At 50.8% G+C, this 19,596-nt stretch carries 15 protein-coding genes and 3 tRNA genes; 7 read left to right on the forward strand and 11 right to left on the reverse strand.

The window, feature by feature from the left end:
• Positions 1-13: 13 nt before the first annotated feature.
• From AINA4_RS04285 to zapE, 8 genes are all read right to left on the reverse strand, one after another.
• Positions 14-583 (reverse strand): HIT domain-containing protein, encoded by a 570-nt coding sequence (locus tag AINA4_RS04285; RefSeq protein ID WP_281786288.1) that lies wholly within the window; start codon positions 581-583, stop codon positions 14-16.
• The gene (gene thrS, locus AINA4_RS04290; RefSeq protein WP_281787640.1) at positions 580-2,499 is read right to left on the reverse strand and encodes a threonine--tRNA ligase; all 1,920 of its coding nucleotides are present in this window, start codon (positions 2,497-2,499) and stop codon (positions 580-582) included. Before thrS ends, AINA4_RS04285 begins: the two co-directional genes overlap by 4 nt.
• 159 nt (positions 2,500-2,658) lie before the next feature.
• Positions 2,659-2,730 (reverse strand) — tRNA-Val (locus AINA4_RS04295).
• Between the two features lie 25 nt (positions 2,731-2,755).
• Positions 2,756-2,829, reverse strand: a tRNA-Cys gene (locus tag AINA4_RS04300).
• Between the two features lie 53 nt (positions 2,830-2,882).
• Positions 2,883-2,954 (reverse strand) — tRNA-Gly (locus tag AINA4_RS04305).
• A 72-nt stretch (positions 2,955-3,026) separates the two neighbouring features.
• On the reverse strand, positions 3,027-4,274 hold the full coding sequence (locus AINA4_RS04310; protein ID WP_281786289.1) for an ammonium transporter: 1,248 nt from the start codon (positions 4,272-4,274) through the stop codon (positions 3,027-3,029).
• A 136-nt stretch (positions 4,275-4,410) separates the two neighbouring features.
• Positions 4,411-5,667, reverse strand: a complete 1,257-nt coding sequence (locus AINA4_RS04315; protein WP_281786290.1) for an ammonium transporter — start codon at positions 5,665-5,667, stop codon at positions 4,411-4,413.
• 139 nt (positions 5,668-5,806) lie between these two features.
• Positions 5,807-6,826 carry a cell division protein ZapE gene (gene zapE, locus AINA4_RS04320; protein ID WP_281786291.1) on the reverse strand — a complete coding sequence of 340 codons (1,020 nt, stop codon included), beginning with the start codon at positions 6,824-6,826 and terminating at the stop codon, positions 5,807-5,809.
• A gap of 156 nt (positions 6,827-6,982) precedes the next feature.
• Here zapE and AINA4_RS04325 point away from each other — a divergent pair, with 156 nt between their 5' ends.
• From AINA4_RS04325 to AINA4_RS04355, 7 genes are all read left to right on the forward strand, one after another.
• Positions 6,983-7,879, forward strand: coding sequence for a sulfurtransferase (locus AINA4_RS04325; RefSeq protein ID WP_281786292.1), 897 nt, complete (start codon positions 6,983-6,985; stop codon positions 7,877-7,879).
• 52 nt (positions 7,880-7,931) lie between these two features.
• Positions 7,932-8,360 (forward strand): SufE family protein, encoded by a 429-nt coding sequence (locus AINA4_RS04330; protein WP_281786293.1) that lies wholly within the window; start codon positions 7,932-7,934, stop codon positions 8,358-8,360.
• A 4-nt stretch (positions 8,361-8,364) separates the two neighbouring features.
• On the forward strand, positions 8,365-8,940 hold the full coding sequence (locus AINA4_RS04335; RefSeq protein ID WP_281786294.1) for a dihydrofolate reductase family protein: 576 nt from the start codon (positions 8,365-8,367) through the stop codon (positions 8,938-8,940).
• 24 nt (positions 8,941-8,964) lie between these two features.
• Complete coding sequence (locus tag AINA4_RS04340) at positions 8,965-9,549, forward strand: DUF3000 domain-containing protein (protein ID WP_281786295.1); 585 nt, start codon at positions 8,965-8,967, stop codon at positions 9,547-9,549.
• Positions 9,542-10,738 (forward strand): HRDC domain-containing protein, encoded by a 1,197-nt coding sequence (locus AINA4_RS04345; RefSeq protein ID WP_281786296.1) that lies wholly within the window; start codon positions 9,542-9,544, stop codon positions 10,736-10,738. The genes AINA4_RS04340 and AINA4_RS04345 overlap by 8 nt, the downstream gene beginning before the upstream one ends.
• 75 nt (positions 10,739-10,813) lie before the next feature.
• Positions 10,814-12,010 carry a thiolase family protein gene (locus tag AINA4_RS04350; RefSeq protein WP_281786297.1) on the forward strand — a complete coding sequence of 399 codons (1,197 nt, stop codon included), beginning with the start codon at positions 10,814-10,816 and terminating at the stop codon, positions 12,008-12,010.
• Positions 12,010-14,145, forward strand: a complete 2,136-nt coding sequence (locus tag AINA4_RS04355; RefSeq protein ID WP_281786298.1) for a 3-hydroxyacyl-CoA dehydrogenase NAD-binding domain-containing protein — start codon at positions 12,010-12,012, stop codon at positions 14,143-14,145. Before AINA4_RS04350 ends, AINA4_RS04355 begins: the two co-directional genes overlap by 1 nt.
• Here AINA4_RS04355 and dxs read toward each other — a convergent pair.
• The 3 genes from dxs to AINA4_RS04370 all read right to left on the reverse strand — a co-directional run bounded on the left by dxs (position 14,142) and on the right by AINA4_RS04370 (position 19,596).
• Positions 14,142-16,088 carry a 1-deoxy-D-xylulose-5-phosphate synthase gene (gene dxs, locus AINA4_RS04360; protein ID WP_281786299.1) on the reverse strand — a complete coding sequence of 649 codons (1,947 nt, stop codon included), beginning with the start codon at positions 16,086-16,088 and terminating at the stop codon, positions 14,142-14,144. The two genes, AINA4_RS04355 and dxs, sit on opposite strands and share 4 nt — an antisense overlap.
• Positions 16,089-16,137: 49 nt before the next feature.
• Positions 16,138-18,822: an aconitate hydratase AcnA gene (acnA, locus tag AINA4_RS04365; protein ID WP_281786300.1), complete on the reverse strand. Its 2,685-nt coding sequence runs from the start codon at positions 18,820-18,822 to the stop codon at positions 16,138-16,140.
• A 129-nt stretch (positions 18,823-18,951) separates the two neighbouring features.
• A complete protein-coding gene (locus AINA4_RS04370; protein WP_281786301.1) occupies positions 18,952-19,596 on the reverse strand; it encodes a DUF3159 domain-containing protein in 645 nt (214 codons plus the stop codon).

A 19,596-nucleotide genomic window follows, 5' to 3' on the forward strand; every position in this document is an offset into this window, starting at 1 on the left:
ATCTGTTAGAAGTTTAGTTCTGTTCACGCCAAGCTTTTGCTACCGCTAATCGGACATCTCCGAGAAGTGCTGTGATTGCTTTGCTCTTGGCAATGATGGGGAAGAAATTTGAGTCTGTAGCCCATCGTGGCACTACGTGTTGGTGGAGATGATCTGCAATGCCGGCTCCAGCAACGCGGCCTTGGTTCATGCCGATGTTGTAACCGTCATTGCGAGCAACTTTTTTCAAAACTCGCATTGCTTCCTGAGTCAGACTAGCGATTTCTGCGGTTTCTTCAACAGAGGCTTCGTCATACATTGCAACGTGACGATAGGGGCAAACAAGCAGGTGTCCACTGTTATAAGGGTATAAATTCAGCAAAACAAAGGCGTGTTTGCCTCGATGAACAATAAGTGCCTCTTCATCAGACATTTCCGGTGCAAGGCAAAACGGACAGTCATCTCGAGAGGGCTGTTGACCGTTTTCGATATACGCCAAACGATGTGGCGTCCACAACCGTTGAAATTCGTCGGGTACAGCACCAAAAGTAGAAGCTGATCGAAGGTCCACTCCCTCAAACTCATCTGCTTCGTAGTGGTTCATAGGTCTTCGGAGCTCATTACCTGACGGTGGTCTCGAACTGCAGCTACAAGAAGATCGACTGCTTGAGCCACGGGGATTGCGTTGCGCTGGCTACCGTCACGGAAACGGAAACTCACTGCACCATTGGCCCTGTCTTCTTCGCCAGCAATGATCTGCACGGGAATTTTCTGAGCGGCAGCATTACGAATCTTCTTTTGCATGCGGTCATCGCTTGCATCAAGTTGGACGCGAAGCCCCTCTGCTTTGAGCTGGTCTAGAACACCAGAGAGGTACTCTTCATACTCTTCAGCTACAGCAATACCTATAGCTTGAACAGGCGCCAACCAAAGCGGGAAAGCGCCCGCATAGTGCTCAGTGAGTACGCCAAAGAACCGTTCAATTGATCCAAACAATGCTCGGTGAATCATGACTGGACGGTGACGGTTACCGTCTGAACCGGTGTATTCCAGATCAAAACGCTCAGGCAGGTTGAAGTCGAGTTGAATTGTTGACATTTGCCATGTGCGACCAATGGCATCACGGGCCTGAACAGAAATCTTAGGGCCATAGAAAGCAGCGCCCCCTGGATCAGGAACCAGCGTCAAACCGGAGTCTTCAGCAACCTGTCGCAGCGTCTCTGTCGCTTCTTCCCAGATAGCGTCGTCTCCAACGTACTTCTTGGGATCTTTGGTGGAAAGCTCGAGATAGAAATCATCCAACCCATAGTCACGCAACAGCGAAAGAACGAAGTTCAAAACGTTGGTGAGCTCTTCCTTCATGTTCTGACGGGTGGTGAAAATGTGAGCATCATCTTGCGTCATGCCACGAACACGTGTGAGACCGTGAACTACGCCTGACTTTTCGTAGCGGTAGACAGAACCGAACTCAAAAAGTCGAAGAGGGAGTTCTCGATAACTCTTCGAGCGTGACTTAAAGATCAGAATGTGGAATGGACAGTTCATTGGTTTGAGGTAGTAATCAACGCCTTGGCGTGTGATTTCACCTGCCTCATTGCGGATTTCGTCCAATTTCATCGGAGGAAACATTCCATCCGCATACCAATCCAAGTGCCCGCTGGTTTCGAACAGGTTCGACTTGGTGATGTGTGGTGAATAGACAAACTCGTAACCGCCCTCTTCGTGGCGACGACGGGAGTAGTCCTCCATAGTCCGGCGAATCACTCCACCCTTGGGGTGAAATACAGGTAACCCCGAACCAATCTCATCAGGGAAGCTAAACAAATCAAGTTCAGTTCCGAGGCGTCGGTGATCACGCTTTGCAGCTTCTTCGAGACGTTCTTGATATGCACGAAGGTCTGCTTTAGATGGCCATGCGGTGCCATAGATCCGCTGGAGTTGAGGGTTGTTTTCTGAACCGCGCCAATAAGCCGCTGCCAACCGGGTCAGAGCAAAACCATCACCAATCATGCGGGTGTTTGGAACGTGTGGCCCACGGCACAAATCCTTCCACACGGTCTCTCCCGTGGATGGATCAACGTTGTCGTAAATGGTTAGTTCATTCCCACCAACTTCAACGCTCTCGTTGTCGTCACCTGTATTGCCACCCTTGAGGCCAATAAGTTCGAGTTTGTATGGCTCTGTGGCAAGCTCTTCACGAGCTTCTTCTTCGGTGACAACACGACGCATAAATCGCTGTCCTGCGCGAACAATGCGTGACATGGCCTTTTCCAGGGCTTTCATGTCTTCAGGGGTGAACGCTTCTTCAACATCAAAGTCGTAATAGAAACCGTCTGTGACGGGAGGTCCAATACCGAGCTTGGCTTCTGGGTTGACGTTCTGAACAGCCTGCGCAAGGACGTGTGCGGCAGAGTGTCGAAGAATATTGAGGCCGTCGGCAGAATCAACAGCTATTGGTTCGACAACGTCTCCAGGTTGCAAAACATGAGCCAGGTCGCGCAGTTCCCCGTTGACGCGCATCGCGACAATACTTCGATCCGTGAAAAGCGCGAAGCCATCACTGGAAGCTTGAACGGTTAGTGAACCGGAAACGTCAGACACGAAGTGAACTCCTCAAAAAGCTATCTCTACTAACAGCCTAGCCAAAAGAAAAACCCCCGGAAATCCGAGGGTTTTCAGTGAGCGATACTGGGATCGAACCAGCGACCTCTTCCGTGTCAGGGAAGCGCGCTACCGCTGCGCCAATCGCTCAAAGCCATGTCCGAAAACGTGGTTTTGGAGGTGGATACCGGATTCGAACCGGTGTGGACGGCTTTGCAGGCCGCTGCCTATCCTCTCGGCCAATCCACCGTAGGTGGTTACCCACGCTAACAATGAGTCGGCCGTAGGACTGACCACACTCGAGCGGATGACGAGATTCGAACTCGCGACCCTAACCTTGGCAAGGTTATGCGCTACCACTGCGCCACATCCGCGTTGCACTCTAATGAGTACCTTGGAACTTTATCGAGAACTCAGCGTGAACGCAAAACCTGACACGCATTTTTTTAGTAGTCGTAACTCTCTTCTCCGTGCATGACAAGGTCAATACCTGCAAGCTCGTCCTCATTCTTGACTCGGAATCCCATTGTCTTATCAATAACCCAGCCGATTGCAAACGAGAGGGTAAAGGAATAGATCAGAACACTAAAAGCTGCGATGGCTTGCTTCCCCAGTTGGTCGAAAGAACCTGAGTAAATCAGCCCCACTTCAGTGGCAAAGAATCCAAGGAACAATGTTCCAATCAAGCCACCAACGAGGTGGATACCAACAACATCTAGCGAGTCATCGAAGCCAAAAGTGAATTTGAGCTCAACCGCAAGTGCACACAAGACACCAGTGAGTACTCCAAGAACGAGTGCCCAGCTTGGAGTGAGGTAGGCACACGAGGGAGTAATCGCAACGAGGCCCGCAACAGCGCCCGAGGCCGCACCGACAGAGGTAGCTTTGCCATCTTTAATGCGTTCGACAATAAGCCATCCGATAATGCCCGCGGCTCCTGCTGCCATGGTGTTAATCAACGCAATGGCAGCAACTCCATCTGCGGCAATTGCAGAGCCAGCATTGAAACCAAACCAGCCAAACCACAGCAAACCTGCACCTAGGAGGACAAAAGGTACGTTGTGCGGTTTATGAACGCCCTTTGCGAATCCAATTCGTTTCCCGAGCACTAGAGCAAGTGCCAGCGCAGCAGCACCGGAGTTGATTTCGACTGCTGTTCCACCAGCGAAGTCAAGTGCGCCAACGTTGTAGACCAACCATCCCCCACTGGTAATTTCTCCGTCTTCAACAGTGAAATTAAAGATCCAGGAGGCTACTGGGAAGTAGACAATGGTTGCCCACACGCCAGCAAAGACCATCCATGCACCAAACTTTGCACGGTCTGCGATAGCCCCAGAAATGAGCGCAACGGTAATCATGGCAAACGTGGCTTGGAAAGCGGCAAAGACGAGAGGAGGAACTGTTGCCCCGTCTGGAACTTCAATGAGATTTTCTAATCCCATGTGGGCTAAGTCGATGTTGAATACACCGGGGATTCCGTAGGTTGCAGGTCCACCTAGAGCGGGGAATGCGATGGCATAGCCATAGATAATCCACAAAACGCCAACAATAGCCATCGAGCCAAAACTGAGCATCATCATGCTGATGACGCTCTTGGCGCGAACAAGACCGCCATAGAAGAATGCCAATGCTGGTGTCATCATCAACACCAAAGCGGTGCAAACAATGAGAAAAGCGGTATTACCTGTATCCATGAGAACCTCCAGAGGAGATTCTTTGGCATACGCGTTTCAGAAATGAAGCGTTTATGTTTCGAACAGATTAATCGTGTCTAGGCCCTGTAGGAATCTACAGGGCCTAGCACTCAAGGTGATGGGACTAACTCAAGGTTTATGCTTCCTGGAGTGCGTATCCCTCTTCACCGTGGACAATAGTGTCGATACCGGCAAGCTCGTCCTCGTTCTTGATCCGGAAGCCCATGGTCTTCTCGATGATTGTTCCGATGATGTAGCTGAGAACAAACGAGAAGATCATTACGGTAAAGGCGGCAATGGCCTGCTTTCCGAGTTGTTCAAATGAACCAGAGAAGAAGAAACCAACTTCGGTTGCAAAGAATCCAAGGAACAAGGTTCCGATCAAGCCACCAACGAGGTGGATACCAACAACATCTAGCGAGTCATCGAATCCAAAGGTGAACTTGAGCTCAATCGCTAGGGCACAGACAGCGCCCGCGATGAGACCCAACAGAATTGCCCACATTGGTGTCAGGTTTGCACATGCAGGAGTAATCGCGACCAAACCTGCAACGGCACCAGAAGCAGCGCCAACTGAGGTGGCTTTGCCCTCCTTGATCCGCTCTATAAGCAACCATCCCAGTACAGCTGCGGCTGGTGCTGCAATGGTGTTGATGAACGCCAAGGAAGCGACTCCATCAGCTGCGAGTTCTGATCCTGCATTGAAACCAAACCAGCCAAACCAAAGCAATCCTGCACCGAGAAGAACAAGGGGAACGTTGTGCGGCTTGGCAACGCCCTTCGCGAAACCAATCCTCTTGCCTAAAACAAGAGCCAGTGCAAGAGCTGCTGCACCCGCGTTGATGTGAACAGCCGTGCCACCTGCAAAGTCAATAGCACCTAGGTTGTATGCGATCCAACCTCCGTCAACAATCTTTCCGTCCACGATGGTGAAGTTGAATACCCAGGAAGCTACTGGGAAGTAAACGATGGTTGCCCAAATGCCTGCGAATACAAGCCAAGCGCCAAACTTTGCTCGGTCAGCGATTGAACCGCTAATCAGCGCAACAGTAATAATTGCAAAAGTGGCTTGGAATGCAGCGAAGGCCAAGGGTGGGAATGCTGCGCCCTCGGGAGTTTCTAATAGGCCTTCAAGACCGATATATGCGGTATCGATACCAATGATTCCGTCTATGCCATAAAACGTAGATGAGCCTTCATTGGCGAATGCGATGGAGTATCCGTAGATAACCCATAAGACACCAATCAGCGCAAGAGAGCCAAAGCTCAACATCATCATGCTGACGACACTCTTTGCTTTGACGAGACCGCCATAGAAGAACGCCAGGGCGGGAGTCATTAGGAGCACCAGTGCTGCGCTGATGAGCACGAAGGCGGTGTTACCTTGATCCATTTCAACCTCTTTCACGAATGGTGACGGATAGTTCACCGTCTCTATTCATGAGTGTGTATGAGGTTCGTTACCGCTTGTGTTCTTCGAGGTGACGTAAGTGTTACAAATATCGAGGTTGTGTTTCAAACAGATTTCTGAGCTAGAAATTGGTCAAAGCAATCAGGCGTGAAACGCAACGGAGATACTTCTTTCGATATCCACCGTTGACCATGTCCCCACCAAAGACATTGGAAATGGGTGTGCCTGAAGCAATGATGGGGATTTGAGCGTCATACACGCGGTCGATAAATGCGACCAAACGAAGAGCATCGGTCTGCCCCATGATGACGTGAACATCTTCAAGGACTATGGCGTCTATGTTGTCCAGAAGGCGAACGTAGACGGAAGGGTGCACAGTTGCAAGGTGTGCCAACAGAGCATCAAAACGGTCGACAGTAACGGTGGCACCTGCTGCGCGTTGTTCCGAAACGTAAGTCGCTATGTCTTGAGGTGAGGTAACTCGCGAAACACCCTCAGCAGCACGTTGGCGATAGTCAGTACCGTCAATGCGAATAGTCCTGAAGTTCGAGGCTAGAGCTTGAATTTCTCTGAGAAAGTCTGCAGCGGCAAAACGACCCTCACCCAAGGCGGCAGGAGGAGTATTGCTTGTTGCGGCTACTCGAGTGCCTCCTGCTACGAGTTCACCCAGCATACGAGTCATCATCATGGTGTCGCCAGGATCATCGAGCTCGAACTCGTCTATACAAATCAAACTGGCACCCTTGAGTGCTTCAACCGCTTTGACATAGCCCAGTGCACCGACAAGCGAGGTGTATTGCAGAAAGGTTCCGAAATACTTCTTTCCAGAAGCAGCATTCCATGCCGCCGCGAGCAAGTGGGTTTTGCCGACACCAAAACCGCCATCAAGGTAAACCCCGGGAGGCTGTTCCTCTGTTTTCTTGTTTCGACTAAACAGTTTGGCCTGCTTGAGAACTGCAGTGTTTCTGCCTGCAAATTCTTCAAGAATGGTACGTGCTTCTTCTTGAGAGGGATACTCAGGGTTGGGAATGTAGTTGTCGAAACGAGCCTGAGTGAATTGTGGAGGAGGAACCAGGCTATTGACGATTGCACCTGCATCAAGTGTCGGGTGAAGTTCGACGAGGGACTGCACAGAAGTCATGTTCCTGAAATATTCCTCAACATAAGCACAATATTAGGGGTGTGGGGTTGGCACATAAGGAATCTCTACGTAGTCTCGAAGGTGCAGCACAAGCCTATTGCGTATCCAGAGCAATGCTTGGTGTCATGAAATCAAACCTAAGTGAAAAGTGGAGCCATGAGCGTACCTATTGATTCGTCTGAAAAGTTTGCAGAATACGCACATCCTGAGGCCATTGTGAGCACTCAATGGTTAGAGGAAAACCTCGACAACCCTCAACTTGTCGTCGTTGAATCCGATGAAGATGTTCTGCTGTACGAAATTGGTCATATTCCTGGTGCAGTAAAAATTGACTGGCACACTGACCTCAATGACCCCGTACTTCGTGACTATGTCCAGGGCCCACAATTCGCTGAATTACTCAGTTCTAAAGGAATCTCTCGAGACACAACCGTGGTGATCTATGGTGACAAAAGTAACTGGTGGGCTGCTTATGCCCTCTGGGTTTTCAAACTATTTGGACACGAAGACGTTCGCCTGCTTGACGGAGGTCGTGACAAGTGGATCGCCGAAGGTCGTGAACTAACAAAAGAACAGCCAACAATTACTCCGAGTTCATATCCGGTAGTCGAGCGCAACGATGCTCCAATCCGCGCCTATCTTGCAGACACCCTTGCCCACATTGGTAAGCCAATGATTGATGTGCGAAGCCCTGAAGAATACTCCGGCGAACGCACCCACATGCCTGCTTACCCCGAAGAAGGGGCACTTCGTGGCGGTCACATTCCTGGTGCGGCCAGTGTCCCATGGGCTAAGGCAGCTAATGAAGACGCTACGTTCAAATCTCGCAAGGAACTCGAACAGCTTTACCTGGTCGAGGCAGGGCTCAAGCCTGGAGACGACGTCATTGCATACTGCCGGATTGGCGAGCGTTCCAGTCACACATGGTTCGTGCTGAACTATCTCCTTGGCTTCACCGGAGTTCGCAATTACGACGGATCGTGGACTGAATGGGGCTCGGCCGTTCGCGTGCCCATCGTCAAGGGCACAGAACCCGGAGTTTTAGTCCGCTAATTACTCAAGTGCAGAGGGATTAACTCTGCATAACTGAGAAGATGGAAGCATCATGACTGAACTTCCACAGGTACTCGCCCAAACTCAAGAAGATTTCCTCGACCTTGGCGACAAGGACAAGATTCAACTGCTCATTGAGTTTGCAGAGGAACTCCCTGATTTACCTCCTGAATATCAGGATCATCCTGAGCTTCTTGAAAAAGTCGAGGAATGTCAGTCGCCTGTTTACATTTTCGTTGACGTTCAAGATGGGCGCGTTGCCGTGCACGCAACAGCGCCAGAACAAGCACCTACCACTCGAGGGTTTGCCAGCATTCTGGTGCAAGGTTTGACAGGCCTCACAGTACAAGAAGCTTTGGACATACCCGATGATTTCCCCAGCACACTGGGTCTCAACGCGCTCATTTCCCCACTTCGTGTGCGCGGGATGACAGGAATGTTGTGGCGCATGAAACGCCAAATTCGAGAGAAATCAATCTAAGTACATGGTCGAAAGTTCCTCACTGACAGACCCACAACTTGCAGAAATCTATGAGTGGCCCCCGACTCTGACTTTTCGTCTCAACATGCTTATCGGTTCTGACGGCACTACGGCAGGTGAAGATGGAACTTCATTCAGCCTGACTTCAGAAGAGGACCGGAGGATTCTGCGCATCATTCGCCACGATGCTGATGTAGTTGTTCTGGGCGCTGAATCTGTCCGAAAGGAGGGATGGTACTTTCCACCTCACGGTCGCCTGATTGTGCTGAGTAAATCAGGTGTTCTTCCTCTCGAGACTTGTCCACATCCTGACAGATTGTTTATTGCACCGAGTCTGAACTCTGCACTTCATAATCTTCGAGAGAACGAACACAAAATCCTTTGTGAGGGCGGCCTGACCACCGCAAAACTTGTGCAACAACACGTGAGCTTTGATGAGATCGCTTTGACATTCCAAGACAAAGAATCAACAGCTCCCGACTTCATTGATTTCACTGAGTATCAACTTCACTCGGAACTCACTGAGAAAACCTCAGAAATGACTTTCCGTTTTTGGCGGCGAGCCGCTAAGCCGCACTAATTCAGGAACTTTAGGGTCATATATGTGACCACAGACCAGAATGCTCCTGAAGAATTTCAACGCGCAGTAAAGAGCATTTCTGCCGTCGCATTTCGGCAAGAACTCACAGTTCGAGTCATTGATTCCCCATCGGGGGTTGCTCCTTACAGTTATGCTCTCGCAGCAGATGTTCTCATTGCCGAGCATGAACACGAATCCCAACATGGCACAGGACGATTTATCCTCCTTTATGACCCAGAGGAACCCGAATCTTGGGGCGGCGCTTTCCGCGTCGTTGCCTATGCCCAAGCTCCTCTAGAAGCCGACATCGGACTAGACCCATTCTTAGCAAACGTCGCATGGTCATGGTTGGTGGATGCCCTGGCAACGCGCAAAGCCGAATTCTTCAACCCATCTGGCACAGCTACTCGAATCCTTTCGACAGGGTTTGGCGAGCTGGAAGATGCCGGTGATGGAGCGCAAATAGAACTTCGAGCATCGTGGTCTCCTGCCTCTTCAGAAATGGGAGATCAAGCAGATGCCTGGGGTGAACTTCTCTGCATGCTTGCCGGCTTACCGCCCACAGCAGAAGCTGTCAGTTTGACTGCACGCCGCAGGGAGCGTGGTTAGGGTTCACGTCATCGCCTCACCTGAAGAATTTCTCGCCTCGTGCGATGTGATTTCTCAAGGAACTGGACCAATCGCCATCGATGCAGAACGTGCGTCAGGCTTCACCTATTCACAGCGTGCTTATCTCATCCAAGTTCATCGACGCGAAGCAGGAACTTTTTTATTTGACCCTCCAGCAATTGGTGACATGTCAGAGCTCTTTCGACAAAATCACAACGAAGAATGGGTTCTCCACGCAGCTAGTCAGGATCTAACGTGTTTGCGAGAAGTCGGAATTGCTCCGCAGCGTATTTTTGATACTGAACTTTCTGCACGCTTGTTGGGTTTAGAACGGGTGGGGCTCGGCTCCGTTGTAGAAGAATTGCTCGGTGTCCATTTAGCAAAAGAACACAGTGCAGCAGATTGGTCCACCAGGCCACTACCCGAGCCATGGTTAACGTATGCCGCTCAGGATGTTGAATTACTTGTCGATCTCAGAGATGAAATCGAAAAGCTATTGGTTGAGTCCAACAAACTCAGTTGGGCGCGCGAAGAGTTTCAAGCAACACTTGATAAACCTGAAAAAGTAATCAGCACTGAACCGTGGAGAAAAATTTCAGGTCTTCACACCCTGCGCTCCCCCAGGCAACTTGCTGTTGCACGGGCGCTGTGGAATGCGCGGGATGCGGTTGCTCAGACGAAAGACATCTCACCCGGTCGCCTCATTCCAGATAGCTCGATTGTGGCTGCAAGCAAGCGAACTTTTTCTACCAAGGGTGAACTTGCAGCGTGCAAAGAATTCAATGGGCGGGCAAGCCGCAGCATGATTGACGTGTGGTGGGAGGCAGTAAGCGCCGGCATTGCTGAAGAAAACCTTCCTGTAATGCGGATCCCTTCTGACACCATTCCCCCTCCACGCGCGTGGGCGGATAAACGTCCCGATGCTTTAGGACGACTAAATGCGGCAAAAGAAAAACTGAGCACCCGAGCTGTGGAACTCAGCATGCCCACTGAAAACCTCCTCACTCCAAGTATTTTGCGCGAACTAGCGTGGGCACCACCTTCCACAATTACTGTCGTCAGCGTGAGTGCTCAATTGAAAAAATTGGGCGCACGGCCCTGGCAGATTGCTGAAACCTGTGCACTGATTTCTAATGCTTTTGTGGAAGCTGACCAAAAACTTAACCTCGAACCCCAAGAATCTTCGTAGGGACTCACAGCAGGGTTTCACAGCTGAATCCCACGAATTAGCATCAAGATAGCAATGAGGCATCGAGAGGACATCATGACCGCCGGAAAACGTGTTGTATTTGTCGACGGAGTTCGCACTCCGTTTGGTCGCGCAGGCGAAAAAGGTATCTTTTGGCAGACTCGTGCCGATGATCTCATCGTGAAAGCAATGATGGGTCTGCTTGAGCGTAATCCGCTGCTTCCAACCGAAGAAATAGATGATGTTGCGATTGCCGCTACCACTCAGCAAGGCGACCAGGGTCTCACTCTCGGAAGAACTGCAGGAATCTTGGCAGGACTTCCTCGTCACGTTCCCGGGTTTGCCATTGACCGTATGTGTGCGGGTGCAATGACGGCAGTCACAACAACAGCAGGCGGAATCGCTATGGGTTCCTATGACGTAGTTCTTGCCGGTGGCGTCGAACACATGGGGCGGCATCCCATGGGATTCAATGCCGATCCGAATCCTCGCTTTTTGGCTGAAAAACTTGTCAGTGCTGACGCCTTGAACATGGGTGCAACTGCAGAACGCCTTCATGACAGATTCCCCCATCTCACTAAAGAACGTGCTGATGCTTACGCATTACGTTCTCAACAAAAAGTAGCGGCAGCCTATGCCGCTGGATTTATCCAACAAGATTTGATTCCCATCTCAGCAAAAACTGCAGAGGGATGGACACTGGCTACGGTAGACGAAGCTCCCCGTCCAGAAACAACAATGGAGGGACTTGCTGGCCTCAAGACACCATTTAGACCGCATGGTCGTGTCACTGCAGGAAATGCTAGTGGCCTCAACGATGGTGCAACTATCTGCCTTCTAGCAAGTGAGGAAGCAGCAGAACGCTATAACCTCGGCATCAAAATGTCGATGGTTTCTTTTGCATTTGCTGGTGTTGAACCAGAAGTAATGGGAATTGGCCCCGTTCCTTCCACAGAAAAAGCCCTACGCAAAGCAGGTCTTACAATTGACCAAATTGGCCTGTTTGAAGTGAATGAAGCCTTCGCAGTTCAAGTATTGGCGTTTCTTGATCATTTTGGCATCTCTGATGATGACCCTCGGGTCAACGAATATGGTGGCGCCATTGCGTTAGGTCACCCGTTGGCTAGCAGTGGTGTTCGCCTGATGATTCAATTGGCACATCAATTCGAACGCCACCCTGATGTCAGATATGGCATGACCACAATGTGTATTGGCCTTGGACAGGGTGGAACAGTTATTTGGGAAAACCCACACTGGAATGGTGCAAAGTAATGACGAACTACGACAGCATTGATTTTTCTGACCTGATTGCTCTGAGCACTGAAGAGGTTGTAACTCACAGCTTCTCTCGGGACATCACTCTTTCCAGCGGCAAAGTTATCGCATTGGTGACTCTTGATAATGGAATGGACTACAAGCGTCCGAACACTCTTGGCCCTCAGGGGCTACTCGAGCTAGATCGTCTTTTAGTTTCGCTTAGTGATCGCGCCGCTGCTGGAGAAATCAACGCTGTTGCTGTGACCGGCAAAGAATTCATCCTGGCAGCTGGGGCTGATCTCAGCAGAGTCAGTGATGTGCCCAGTAAAGAGATGGCCGTTAAGCTCGCGCAACTAGGCCACAGAGCCCTTGGTCGCTTAGGCGAACTAGGAGTGCCCTCTTTCGTCTTCATCAATGGCTTAGCTCTTGGTGGAGGCCTTGAAGTGGCACTCAACGCCACATACCGCACTGTCGATGCAACGGTGAGTGCAATTGCGTTGCCTGAAGTATTTCTCGGCTTAATTCCCGGGTGGGGCGGCGCTTATCTTCTGCCGAATTTGATCGGTATTGAGAATGCACTCAAAGTCATCATCGAAAACCCACTAAAGAACAACCGAATGCTCAAAGCTGCCGATGCTTTCGAGCTAGGAATTGCTGACGCCATGTTTGGTTCAGCACGATTTTTAGAAGAGTCCTTGCAGTGGGCAGATTCTGTGCTTAACGGTCATGAGGTTCACCGCCCACACCAACCTGGCAAAGTTGAACGTCTTGCTAAATGGAACTTGGCAGTTAACATCGCGCGAAAGAGTGTGGAAGAAAAGCTGGGGACCGTCGCCACAGCACCTTATGTTGCTCTTGACCTTCTTGAACAGGCACGAAAAGTTGACAAAGAAGCAGCCTTCGCCCGGGAAGACGAAGCAATTGCGTCACTTATTGTTGGTGACCAGTTCCAAGCATCAATGTACGCATTCGATTTGGTTCAAAAACGAGCGAAAAAGCCTGCGGGAGCACCCGACCCCAAGCTTGCTCGTCCGGTAGGTAAAGTTGGCGTCATCGGGGCTGGATTGATGGCACGACAGTTTGCGCTTCTATTCGTCCGCAAGCTCAAAGTGCCCGTGGTACTCACTGACATCAACCAAACCAAACTCGACGAAGCTCTTTCGTACATCCATGCGGAAATTCAGTCAATGCATGACAAAGGTCGCATCTCATCAGATGAGAACAAGCGACTGCAAGCGCTTGTGAGCGGAACGACTAGTCCTGCTGCTTTTTCTGACGCAGATTGGATCATTGAAGCAGTCTTTGAAGAGCTCACAGTCAAACAAGATGTTTTTGCGAATATCGAGCAGTACATAACTGAGGACGCCATTCTCGCTACCAATACATCAAGCTTGTCTGTCAACGAGATCGGTGCGAAATTGAAACACCCTGAACGGTTGGTAGGCTTCCACTTTTTCAACCCTGTTGCGGTAATGCCTTTGGTTGAGGTTGTGAATTCACCTCAGACCAACGAGGTATCACTGGCTACTGCCATGGAAACAGCGAAGAAACTGGGTAAGACAGCGGTCATCACAACAGACTCCCCCGGTTTCGTTGTTAATCGCTTACTTGCACGACTACTGGGTGAAGCCATGCATGCAGTGGATACGGGAACATCTTTCAAGACAGTCGATGATTCAGTCGCCTCCTTCGGTATGCCTATGGCACCATTTGAACTTCTTGACCTCGTTGGTCTCAAGGTAGGTGCACATGTTCTAGACACCCACCATGCAGCTTTCCCAGATCGCTTTTTCCGAAGCGACAACCTTCACAAGCTTGCCGAACATGGTTCCATCATTGTTCGAGGTCGCACGGGCAAAATCACGGGCTATGACCGTGGAGCTGAAGCTATTGTCAAGGGGGGAACTTCACCCATGACTGCGGATCAGATTCGACTACGTATCGAGGATGGTCTGGCTGACGAAATTCACCGCATGTTGGAAGAAAAGGTTGTTACTGCAGCCCAAGACATTGATTTGTGCATGATTATGGGCGCAGGATGGCCATTCCAGATGGGTGGAGCAACACCCTTCCTGGACCGTATTGGGGCTAGTCAGCGCGTCTTTGGTGGAACCTTCCACAATCCCTTGATTGCTGGACCAAAAAACTAAACGTTTTTGTTCTGGAAGGTTTCAGAAACAGCGCCCTCATCAGGTAACGGACGAGCAACAGGAATCTTACTGCCGAGAACCTGAGCGACAACATCTCGTGCGATGTCTTGTGCGGTGAGGCCTGCATCGGCCAAAATTTCATTCCTGCTCGCGTGATCGAGGAATTCATCTGGCAATCCCAGCTCGTCAACCGCGGTATCAACGCCTGCACTGCGTAAATCTTGCCTGATGCGCGTTCCGATTCCTCCGACACGGACACCATCTTCAAGGGAAATCACCAATCGGTGATCGCGAGCCATGTCGATGATGCTTTCTGGAACAGGAACGATCCAACGTGGGTCGACCACTGTTGCGCCAATACCTTGCTGCGCAAGACGATCAGCGACGTCAAGACCTAGTTGAGCAAAAGCACCAATGGCAACAATGAGGACATCTTTGTGAGCCGCCTCTCGCAGGACATCAACACCGTCAGGGCGGCGACGAACAGCTTCTATGTCGTGAGCAACAGATCCTTTAGGGAATCTGATGACAGTAGGACCATCATCAATAGAAATCGCTTCAGCGAGCTCTTCACGCAGGCGGGTGGCATCGCGAGGAGCAGCGAGGCGGATGTGAGGAACAACTTGAAGTATGGACAGATCCCATACTCCGTGGTGGCTGGGTCCATCAGGACCGGTGACACCGGCCCGGTCAAGAACAAATGTCACTCCTGCTTTATGCAAGGCAACATCCATCAACACCTGGTCGAATGCCCGATTAATGAAAGTTGCATAAACGGCAACGACTGGATGCATTCCACCAAAAGCTAGTCCCGCTGCTGAAGCAACAGCATGCTGTTCAGCAATGCCGACATCAATTACACGGTCGGGGAAACGCTCGAGGAGCTTGTGGAGGCCCGTGGGACGCAACATCGCTGCAGTGATGCCAACAATGCTTTCATTCTTTTCAGCAAGTGAAACGAGTTCATCACCGAAAACATCAGTCCACCCAACAGTCGTGGAGGTCGAAATGGATTTTCCAGTCGCAGGGTCAATTTGCCCTACTGCGTGGAATTGATCATCGACATCTTTTTGAGCAGGTTCGTAGCCCTTACCTTTTTGAGTAATTGCATGAACAATAACGGGTGCCCCGTAATTCTTAGCTTGTGTGAGAGCAGATTCCATTGCTTTGACATCATGGCCGTTCACAGGCCCAAGATACTTGATGTCGAGATTCGCGTAGAGGTCTTGATTGTTTGTAAACCGGGAAAGGAATCCGTGAACGCCACCGCGCACACCACGGTAGAACGCACGAGCGTACGGACCCATTCTGGCAAACATACGACTGCTGGTGAAATGAAGATTACGATAACTCTTTCTGGTTCGAACCTTGTCTAGGTATCGAGCCATTCCTCCAATAGTGGGGGCGTAACTGCGGCCATTATCGTTCACAATAATGACGAGATTGCGAGCATTGTCATGGCTGATGTTATTGAGTGCTTCCCAGGTCATTCCTCCTGTGAGGGCACCATCACCAACAACAGCGACAACATGACGATCATCTTGACCCGTCATACTAAACGCTCGTGAAATTCCGTCTGCCCAAGACAAAGAACTTGAAGCGTGTGAGCTTTCAACGATGTCATGAACAGATTCAGAGCGCTGGGGATATCCAGCAATACCGCCCTTTTCGCGCAACTTGGAAAAGTCCTGACGACCTGTCAGAAGTTTGTGTACGTATGATTGGTGACCCGTGTCGAAAACTATGGAGTCTCTGGGTGAGTCAAAGACACGGTGAATAGCAATGGTGAGCTCAACCACGCCAAGGTTAGGCCCGAGGTGCCCGCCTGAGCGGGCAACCTCTCGGACCAAAAACTCTCTAATTTCGGCGGAGAGTTGAACGAGTTCCTCTTGGCTCAGTCGGTCGAGGTCCCGGGGACCATGAACTGTTTCAAGAATTGCCATGACTCGAGTCTATGAGGAAACGAACCAGTTTGTGCTGAGAATTCGTCGACTAAGCGACGAGCGAACGCAACACGTACTGAAGGATTCCACCATTACGGTAGTAATCCGCTTCACCAGGGGTGTCGATGCGAACCACAGCGTCAAATTCGATGGTTTCCTTACCCGCAGGTGAGTTTTCCGAAGGAGCGGCAGTCACACGGACAGTCTTAGGAGTAACGCCCTTGTTGAGTTCCTCAACACCACTGATTGAAACAATTTCGGTTCCGTCAAGGCCCAAAGACTGCCAGCTTTGCCCGGCAGGGAACTGCAAGGGAAGTACACCCATACCGATGAGGTTTGAACGGTGAATACGCTCAAAACTCTCCGTAATGACGGCCTTCACTCCCAGAAGTGCGGTTCCCTTAGCTGCCCAGTCACGAGAAGAACCAGAACCGTATTCCTTGCCACCGAAGATGACCAGAGGGGTCCCAGCAGCTTGGTAGTTGGCGCTTGCGTCATAGATGAAGGACTGAGGGCCGCCCGCCTGTGTGAAGTCACGAGTGTAACCACCCTCAACACCATCAAGGAGCTGATTCTTTAGACGGATGTTCGCGAAGGTTCCACGAATCATCACTTCGTGGTTACCACGACGAGATCCGTAGGAGTTGTAGTCAGCACGAGACACACCGTGTTGGTCGAGGTAGACAGCAGCTGGAGTGCCAGCCTTAATGTTTCCAGCAGGCGAAATGTGGTCAGTGGTAACCGAGTCACCCAAGGTTGCCAAAACGCGTGCGCCAGCAATATCGGTAACTGGAGAAGTTTCCTTCTTCATGCCCTCGAAGTATGGGGGCTTACGAACGTAGGTTGACTTGGCATCCCACTCAAAGGTTGCACCCGTTGGTGTGGGCAGGTTGCGCCAGCGCTCATCACCATTGAATACGGAGGAATATTCGTGGTCAAACATGGCGGTGTCGATGGACTCGCCAATAACCTTCTCTACTTCAGCGGTGTCAGGCCAGATGTCCTTGAGGTAGACAGGATTGCCGTCAGAACCAGTTCCGAGAGCGTCCTTTTCGAAGTCAAAGTCCATTGATCCAGCAAGTGCATAAGCAATGACCAGAGGAGGGCTTGCCAGGTAGTTCATCTTTACGTCGGGGCTAATACGGCCCTCGAAGTTACGGTTACCCGAGAGAACAGCAGTCACAGCGAGGTCGTTGTGGTTGATAGCTGCAGAGATTTCATCCTTGAGGGGACCAGAGTTTCCGATACACGTCATGCAGCCGTAACCGACAGGGTAGAAACCGAGCTCGTCGAGATACGGAGTAACGCCGGCTTTTTCGTAGTAGTCGGTGACAACCTTGGACCCTGGAGACAAGGTGGTCTTCACCCAAGGCTTGGTCTTAAGGCCCTTCTTCACCGCGTTGCGTGCAAGAAGACCAGCAGCGAGCATGACAGAAGGGTTGGAGGTGTTAGTGCAGGAAGTGATAGCTGCGATGGTGACGGCACCATTCTTCAGCTCGAACTCTTCTCCCCCATCAACAGTGACTTTTACGGCGTCCCCGTGAGTGTAGTTCTTGACGTCCTCAGCGAACTGGCTCTGAGCCTTGGAGAGCTCAATGCGGTCCTGTGGGCGCTTGGGGCCAGAGATCGAAGGAACAACTGTTGAGAGGTCGAGTTCCATGTATTCAGAGAAGTTTGGCTCGTTGCTGGGGTCAAACCAGAGGCCCTGGGCCTTGGAGTACGCCTCAACGAGGGCAACCTGCTCTTCAGAGCGACCAGTTAGTCGCAGGTAGTCCAAAGTGACGTCGTCAACGGGGAACATTGCTGCGGTAGAACCGAACTCAGGACTCATGTTTCCGATGGTGGCTCGGTTGGCTAGAGGAACTGAGGAAACACCAGGTCCATAGAATTCAACAAATTTGCCAACAACACCTTTCTTGCGAAGCATTTCGGTGATGGTCAGCACCACGTCGGTAGCTGTTACGCCAGTGGGGATGGAACCTGAAAGCTTGAAACCTACAACCTTGGGAATGAGCATAGAGACGGGCTGACCAAGCATTGCCGCCTCGGCCTCAATACCACCGACACCCCAGCCAAGGACGCCCAAGCCATTGACCATGGTGGTGTGTGAGTCTGTACCCACGCAGGTGTCGGGGTATGCCTGGAGAACACCAGCAACTTCACGAGCCATGGTGACACGAGCTAAGTATTCGATGTTGACCTGGTGAACAATGCCTGTTCCTGGGGGGACAACTTTGAAGTCATCGAAAGCGGTCTGGCCCCAGCGCAGGAATTGATAACGTTCTCCGTTGCGTTCGTATTCGATTTCTACGTTCTTCTCGAGAGCATCAGCAGTGCCGTAGAGGTCTGCAATGACAGAGTGGTCAATGACCAATTCGGCAGGAGCTAGTGGGTTGATCTTGGTGGGGTCGCCACCGAGTTCGGTTACAGCCTCTCGCATGGTTGCAAGGTCAACGACACAAGGAACACCTGTAAAGTCCTGCATGATCACGCGTGCAGGGGTGAATTGAATTTCGGTGTCAGGCTCAGCGGAGGGAACCCAGCTCCCCAATGCCTTAATTTGCTCTGCAGTTACATTCGCACCATCTTCGGTGCGTAGAAGGTTTTCGAGCAGAACCTTGAGGCTGTAGGGCAACTTGTCATGACCCTGTACGGAGTCGAGGCGGAAAATCTCGTATGACTTTCCAGAGACCTCAAGTTTGCTCTTGGCTCCAAAACTGTTTACTGCCGACACGTGCTGCTCCTCCGTTGGGCGTTTGACGCAAGTGAAAATGATGTGTTGCTTGACCTGAAACAAAAGTCTCTTGATATCAAGATATATCTTATCCTGACATTTTGTCACTACGTTCTATGAACTTGAGGTTTATTCCTGGTAGAGCGATCGAACAATGAGCCATGTCAGGGCGAGAACAGGGACATAGAGCGGTAGCCCTAGAAGCAATTTTGCAGTCGCCAAACCTTCAACGTTGCCAGAAAGGTAGAGCGGATACTGAACGATAAGCCGAAGTGCGAACATGCCAAACCAAATGGCGGTAACTCCGCTGTAGACACGCAGATGATGTTTGTTCTTCCTCCAGGCAAATCCTTCGCCACGAATCAAACCAACTGCGACACCGATAATCGGCCATGTAGCAAGTATCGAAACCAAAAACACTACTGAATATGCCGCATTAGTGATGAGGCCGGGCACGAAATTATCTTCAGGTCTATTGGTTAGTAAAGCTAATGCAGCAGAAAGAACTACACCGGCCAAACCAACCAGAGCCTGTGTTGCTGCTTGTCTTCGAATCAAGCGATAAGCAGTGAATAGCACTGAGATTGCAACAGAGATTCCGATTGCAAGCCAAGGATCGCGAGTTATCGCTAAAACCACGACAAAGATGAGACCGGGAACAACTGTTTCAATAATTCCTAGCCATCCGCCCATAGCAGTCCACAGTGGATGTTTGCCCTCTCCAGCCCCTTCAGGATTCAGAGCAAGTGAAGATAGGCCTGATTTACTCGCCAT

It is taken from the genome of Aurantimicrobium sp. INA4 (genome assembly GCF_027924525.1).
GTDB lineage: Bacteria > Actinomycetota > Actinomycetes > Actinomycetales > Microbacteriaceae > Aurantimicrobium.